The sequence below is a fragment of the Marinobacter gelidimuriae genome, from assembly GCF_000372805.1.
GTDB classification, from domain to species: Bacteria; Pseudomonadota; Gammaproteobacteria; order Pseudomonadales; family Oleiphilaceae; genus Marinobacter; species Marinobacter gelidimuriae.
In genome coordinates, this window is the sequence record NZ_KB889882.1 from 37,422 (window position 1) to 43,746 (window position 6,325).

Genomic DNA, 6,325 nt, shown 5'->3' on the forward strand with positions numbered 1-6,325 from the left:
TTAGTCAGTTGCAGGGTTGCTGTCCGGCTTGGCTGAAACGCTCGCGCATGGCGCGGTTGCGACGGTCGTCGCTTTTGTAAGCGTCTGGCAGTGGCTGCAGAAAGTAGAGGAAATCGCCTTTGGTACGATGTTCGGACAGCTCTGGCATGGCTTCATCTTCGGGCCAGAAAACCGGGCTGATCACCGCAATGTTCAACGCCGGCGCGCGCTTGTGCAGCAGTGCTACCGTGCCCTGACGCTGTTCGCTGTGGAAATTGCCGTTTACGTGCAGAATCTGATGGCCCGGGTAATTCCGGCGGGCCTGCAAAATGCGTTCGGCCATGGTGTTGTCGCGCAATAACTGTGCTTTGTAGCTGTTGTCCAGGCGCTGCTTCATCGCGTCGTCATCGCCGCCATGACTCGCGCCAATGGCATCATCAAAGCGTTGCCGGTAGGCCGGGGTGTCCATAAACGGTTGTTGGGCAATGGTTTGGCGCTGTGCCTGAGATAAATCGTCAATAATGTGCGGTCCTTCGCGGCCCACACAACGCACGATAGCGCCCGGCGCATTGGCAGCGATCACGGGTAATTGATGGCTAAGGGCGAATTCGACGATAGGCCGGTAAGACGCGCGGTAATTGTCCCAGGCGCCGGTGTCTTCAATCATTTCGCTTTCGCCGCTGCTGCCCGCCAGATACTGGTTCAGGGCATTCTGCTGATCGGTTTCAAATTGCTCCATACTCAGTATCTGTTGGGGTTGCTGCTGAAAAAGCGCCAGCTGGAGCTGGGCTTGAAGCAGATGACTGGCGTGATGACCGTGATATTCGCCAATCACCACCACATTGGCGTTGGCTAAACGCTTTGCCAGCTGCTCCGGGGTTAAGGTGTTCAGGGTGTCAGACTGCGGGTCAACTATGTGCGCCTGGTACTGATTTTGCGGTGCTTTCAGGGTGTTGTATGAAGCCGGGGAGGTCGCGCAGCCGGCTGTTATTGCCAACACTAAAGCGCCAATCAGGTAACGAATGTTGTAAAGGCTTGTGGGCATAAGCGCGAAGTTCCGTTGCGGTAAGCACACGACTAATAAATTTTCCGAATACGATCTGGCTGTATAGCGAGTATAATGCCCGGCGAAGCCCTTCGTACAGGCAAGTTGTTTATGTCCCGCAGCCATTTGTTTTCCCTGCGCCCAGGCCACGCGATCCGCGAAGCCTGCGTGCAGGAGCCTTACAGTTCCCGGCGTTTTGCAAAAGATGTGATGGCCGGTATTACCGTGGGAATTATTGCTATTCCGCTGGCCATGGCACTGGCTATTGCCAGCGGTGTGGCTCCCCAATACGGTTTGTATACGGCCATTATTGCCGGCGTGGTGATTGCGCTCACGGGCGGCAGCCGTTACAGCATTTCCGGCCCTACCGCCGCTTTTGTGGTGGTTCTATACCCCATTGCCCAAGAATATGGGTTGGGCGGTTTGCTGCTAGCCACGGTGATGTCCGGGATGTTGCTGCTGGTTATGGCGGTCATGCGCCTTGGGCGCTTTATTGAGTACATACCGGAGCCGGTGACCCTGGGATTTACCGGGGGTATTGCGGTGGTCATCGCCACGTTACAGGTGAAAGACCTGTTCGGTTTGCCGGTTGCGGCCATGCCCGAGCATTACTGGGGAAAGCTGGCTGCGCTGGTTCAAGCTGCGCCCTCGCTGGATGCCATGAGTACTCTGGTGGCCGGGGTCACATTGGCGATCATGCTGTTGTGGCCGCGGTTGAAAACAGCGGTGCCGCCGCACTTACCCGCCGTCATTGTGGGTAGTTTGTTGGCGCTGTGGCTGAACAGCCAGGGTGCCTCCATTGATACCATCGGCTCGCGTTTCAGTTATTTACTACCCGATGGAACCAGTGGCAGTGGCATTCCTCCATTTTTGCCCGAGTTTATCTTGCCCTGGCAGCGGGCCGGTGCCGATGGCAGCCCCCTGGTGGTGTCCTGGAACCTGATTCAGGCTCTGATTCCGGCAGCGTTTGCCATTGCCATGTTGGGCGCGATTGAATCCTTACTGTGTGCGGTGGTGCTGGATGGCATGACCGGTAAGCGCCACAGCGCCAACAGTGAATTGCTGGGGCAGGGTCTGGCCAACATAATTGCGCCCTTCTTTGGTGGTATTACAGCCACCGCGGCGCTTGCCCGCTCGGCCGCCAACTATCGCGCTGGCGCCGAATCGCCGGTGTCTGCGATTGTGCACTCGCTGGTGGTGGTTCTGGCGCTGGTAGCGCTGGCAGGGGTGCTGTCTTACTTGCCAATGCCGGCGATGGCGGCGTTGCTACTGATAGTGGCGTGGAATATGAGCGAAGCGCCAAAAGCCGTGCACTTGCTTAAAACAGCGCCCCGCGGTGACCTTGTGGTGTTCCTGACTTGCTTCAGCCTGACGGTGGCGCTGGATATGGTGATTGCCATTACCACTGGCGTACTGCTGGCAGCGGTGCTGTTCATGCGCGAAATGGCGCAGATGACACGGGTGACCGACATATCCAGCAATCAGCGGGTGACGCAGGCTAACTTGCCCGCCGGCTGGCAGGTGTTCAAGATCAACGGGCCGCTGTTCTTTGCCGCCGCCGAGCGCATCTTTGGCGAGCTGGCGGAACTGTCCAAAAACGCCCGTGGTTTTATACTGTATATGGACGGCGTGACCTTGCTGGACGCGGGTGGGCTGTCTGCATTGAATAAGCTCCTGGCCGCCTGCAAGCGCGAGGGCACCCGTATCATTATTGCCGATTTGCAGTACCAGCCGCTGCGAGCTCTGGCTCGTGCAGGGGTGGCGCCTTTAAACGGTGTTAGCCAATTTACACCCACACTGGCTGATGCTCTGGTGCAAGCCGGCGAGCACTGATCGCTGTTAACATCACCTGCTACAAAATCGAGCCCTAACAAATGGAGCTCTGATAAACCGTGCTCTGATAAAGTGCCCCAGCTAACAGTAAAAAGGGTCTTGCATGCTGCCATTCCGAATTGTGGATCGCGTTAAGTTCGTTGTTGAGCGCCAGTTGGTGAAAGGTGCGGGTTTCCAGCTATGGGTGGTTGCCGCCTTTATTGCGCTGATTTCGATTGCTGGCGGGCTGGCGGTATTGGCGGTCGGGCAAAAATTTGACAGTGTGGGGGCGGCCGTTTGGTGGGCGTTTTTGCGCCTGACAGATCCTGGCTATCTGGGTGACGACATAGGTGCTTGGCAGCGTTTTGTATCTACCCTGCTTACCGTCAGCGGTTATGTGGTGTTTATGGGCACCCTGGTGGCCATCCTCACCCGCTGGCTGATTGCCAAAATGGAAGAGTTGGAGCGGGGCCTGACGCCGGTTTCTGGAGAAACACGATGCCGGCCGGCTCAATCTGGTCGTGCTCTCAGAGCATGCCAGTGCGGAGCAGGTGCACGAATTACGTATGGAGCCCACTATCGGCCGTTTCAGGTGGATGTGATTTCGGTTGTCGGCGCTGCTGAGCAGCGATCGCCTGGCATCCGGCGAAGAAGCCGACGCCCGCACCATGGTGGGTTATTTACAACTGGAAGATGTACTGGCGGATCAATCACGGCGTCCGCAGTTGATCATGGAACTGAGCGATCCGGACAACAGCCATTTGCTGTACAACCACAGCAGCGAAATGCTCATCAGCCCGATGATACTCAGCCATGTTCTGGCTCAGGTGGCCCTGAGGCGAGAGTTGCGAGTGGTGTTGGATGAACTCTTTACAGTTGGCGGTGCAGAGGTTCAGTTTCGGGACCCGGGCGACTACACGCTTCCGGCCAGCGTTGATTTTCAGTTGCTGGAACGAACGTTGGCCAAAGAGGGCGAAATAGCGCTTGGCATCTATCGAAACCAGCCGGACGCCAAGGGTCGGCGTCTGATGCTAAACCCGCCGAGGCGGGATTATCTTGATGTTAAGCCTGGGGACCGGTTTGTGATTTTGTGTTTAACAGGCCAGGTATCCGGTTTTGATGCCCTGAACCATTCACGAAAAAAATTCTAAATATAGATTATATAAATTTCAGTTATGCGGTGAGAGGCATTAAAGTAGTCGCCAATGTCCAGGGAGAATTGGATTTAAATTCGACGCCCTTGAAAAAACTGACGTACAAAGGAATGAGCCATGCCCTACTCAAAAGACGTTGACGCCCTAACCACCCTGTTGAAACAGAATCCTACCTGGAACGCCATCAAGCCTGAACACGCGGCCCGCATGCGCGCCCAGAACAAATTCCAGACCGGTCTGGATATCGCCAAGTACACCGCCAAGATTATGCGCGAAGACATGGCGAACTACGATAACGACACCTCTCAGTACACCCAGTCTCTGGGTTGCTGGCACGGTTTTATCGGCCAGCAGAAGATGATTTCCATTAAGAAGCACTTCGGCGACACCTCACGCCGCTACCTGTACCTGTCCGGTTGGATGGTTGCCGCCCTGCGTTCAGAGTTCGGCCCGCTGCCAGACCAGTCCATGCACGAGAAAACCGCCGTATCCGGCCTGATTGGCGAGTTGTACACCTTTCTGCGCCAAGCCGATTCCTGGGAACTGAACCACCTGTTCCGTGATCTGGAAGAAGCTCAGAACGCCGGCGACAACGCCAAGGCCGAGCAGCTGATAAGCCAGATTGATAACCATCAGACCCACATTGTGCCGATCATTGCCGACATCGACGCCGGTTTTGGTAACGCAGAAGCCACTTACCTGCTGGCCAAGCAGATGATTGAAGCCGGTGCCTGCTGTATTCAGATTGAAAACCAGGTATCTGACGAGAAGCAGTGCGGCCACCAGGACGGCAAAGTAACCGTTCCCCACGCCGACTTCCTGGCCAAGATAAACGCTGTGCGTTTGGCCTTCCTGGAACTGGGTGTGGATGACGGCGTGATTGTTGCGCGTACTGACTCTTTGGGTGCTGGCCTGACTCAGAAGATTGCCGTAACCGAAGAGCCGGGTGATCTGGGCGACCAGTACAACAGCTTTATCGACGGTGACGTGATTGCCAAAGCCGAAGACATCAACAACGGCGACGTGGTGATCAAGCAGAACGGTCAGCTAGTCAAGCCCAAGCGTCTGGCGTCTGGTTTGTTCCAGTTCAAGGCCGGTAGCGGTGAAGACCGGGTTATTCTGGATTGCATCACCAGCCTGCAGAACGGCGCTGACATGTTGTGGATCGAAACCGAGAAGCCCCACGTTGGCCAGATCGCCGCCATGGTTAACCGCATCAAGGAAGCGGTTCCTAACGCCAAGCTGGTTTACAACAACAGCCCGTCGTTCAACTGGACCCTGAGCTTCCGCCAGCAGGTGTTCGATTCCTGGAAAGAAGAAGGCAAAGACGTATCGGCCTACGAGCGTGCTGCGCTGATGAGCGAAGAATACGACAGCACCGACCTGGGCAAGCTGGCTGATCAGTGGACGGCGGACTTCCAGCGCGATGCCGCCCGTGAAGCCGGTGTGTTCCACCACCTGATCACGCTGCCGACTTACCACACGGCGGCCTTGTCTACCGATAACCTGGCCAAAGGCTACTTTGGTGCCGAAGGCATGCTGGCCTACGTGGCCGGCGTACAGCGCAAGGAAATGCGCCAAGGTATCGCCACTGTTAAGCACCAGGACATGGCCGGCTCCAACATTGGTGACGACCACAAGGAATTCTTCGCCGGCGACGCCGCGCTGAAAGCCGGTGGTAAAGACAACACCATGAATCAGTTTGGCTAACAGGCTGACCTGACGCGGCACGGATGCCGCAACGCCCTCTTTCGGGATTTAAAAGCCCGCACGCTGGTTCGCCAGGTGCGGGTTTTTTTGTGGCGCCGGCTCAAGGTTGAGGCCTTGGTCTATGCTAATAGAAACAGCGTGTTCAGGCAGGAGCAGGGCGATTGAATTTGGATCAAGGCATTGTGTTTGCGGTATTGGGTATGACGCTGGCGCTGTTTATCTGGAATCGACTGCGGTTTGATGTGGTGTCGATGCTGGCGTTTGGCTCCTTGTTGGGGGGTACCGTCACCCTGATTGGCACTCCGCCGAACATTATCATTTCTTCCTATCGTCCCGAAGGCGACTTGCAGTTGATGGAAGTGGTGATTTGTAAGCGCCCTTAAACCGACCCACTTGCCCTCAGTCGAACTGCGGCACTTTTTTTGAGACCCGCTCTAGTTTGACGTTCCATGGCAGCAGTGCTTCCAGCTTCTCCAACGTGTCAGCGTCGGCAATGCGCTCCAGAACATGCTGGATATAAACCGACGGTTCCAGTTTGTTCGCTTTAGCGGTTTCGACTAGGGAATAACACGTGGCACTGGCACGGGCGCCCTGGGAGGTATCTGCAAAAAGCCATGCTTTTCGG

The 6,325-nt window shown here is 56.2% G+C and carries 5 protein-coding genes and 1 pseudogene; 4 read left to right on the top strand and 2 right to left on the bottom strand.

What is annotated here, in order from left to right; genetic code table 11:
* Positions 1-4: 4 nt before the first annotated feature.
* The gene (locus A3OI_RS0108885) at positions 5-1,024 is read right to left on the bottom strand and encodes a ChaN family lipoprotein (RefSeq protein ID WP_018403937.1); all 1,020 of its coding nucleotides are present in this window, start codon (positions 1,022-1,024) and stop codon (positions 5-7) included.
* A 111-nt stretch (positions 1,025-1,135) separates the two neighbouring features.
* Here A3OI_RS0108885 and dauA point away from each other — a divergent pair, with 111 nt between their 5' ends.
* The 4 genes and pseudogenes from dauA to A3OI_RS0108905 all read left to right on the top strand — a co-directional run.
* The gene (dauA, locus tag A3OI_RS0108890) at positions 1,136-2,857 is read left to right on the top strand and encodes a C4-dicarboxylic acid transporter DauA (RefSeq protein ID WP_026224097.1); all 1,722 of its coding nucleotides are present in this window, start codon (positions 1,136-1,138) and stop codon (positions 2,855-2,857) included.
* A gap of 587 nt (positions 2,858-3,444) precedes the next feature.
* A complete protein-coding gene (locus A3OI_RS23800; RefSeq protein ID WP_018403939.1) occupies positions 3,445-3,987 on the top strand; it encodes a hypothetical protein in 543 nt (180 codons plus the stop codon).
* A 120-nt stretch (positions 3,988-4,107) separates the two neighbouring features.
* On the top strand, positions 4,108-5,700 hold the full coding sequence (locus tag A3OI_RS0108900; RefSeq protein ID WP_018403940.1) for an isocitrate lyase: 1,593 nt from the start codon (positions 4,108-4,110) through the stop codon (positions 5,698-5,700).
* Between the two features lie 200 nt (positions 5,701-5,900).
* Positions 5,901-6,059: pseudogene (locus A3OI_RS0108905) on the top strand (hypothetical protein); the annotation flags it as partial.
* Positions 6,060-6,099: 40 nt separating this feature from the next.
* Here A3OI_RS0108905 and A3OI_RS0108910 read toward each other — a convergent pair.
* Positions 6,100-6,325 (bottom strand): IS66 family transposase (locus A3OI_RS0108910; RefSeq protein ID WP_018403942.1); only part of this gene is annotated, 226 nt, incomplete at its 5' end.

Bases quoted from the DNA above. Each gene is read 5' to 3' on its own strand.
- A3OI_RS0108885 (WP_018403937.1), bottom strand. From the start codon at position 1,024: ATGCCCACAAGCCTTTACAACATTCGTTACCTGATTGGCGCTTTAGTG.
- dauA (WP_026224097.1), top strand. From the start codon at position 1,136: ATGTCCCGCAGCCATTTGTTTTCCCTGCGCCCAGGCCACGCGATCCGC.
- A3OI_RS0108900 (WP_018403940.1), top strand. From the start codon at position 4,108: ATGCCCTACTCAAAAGACGTTGACGCCCTAACCACCCTGTTGAAACAG.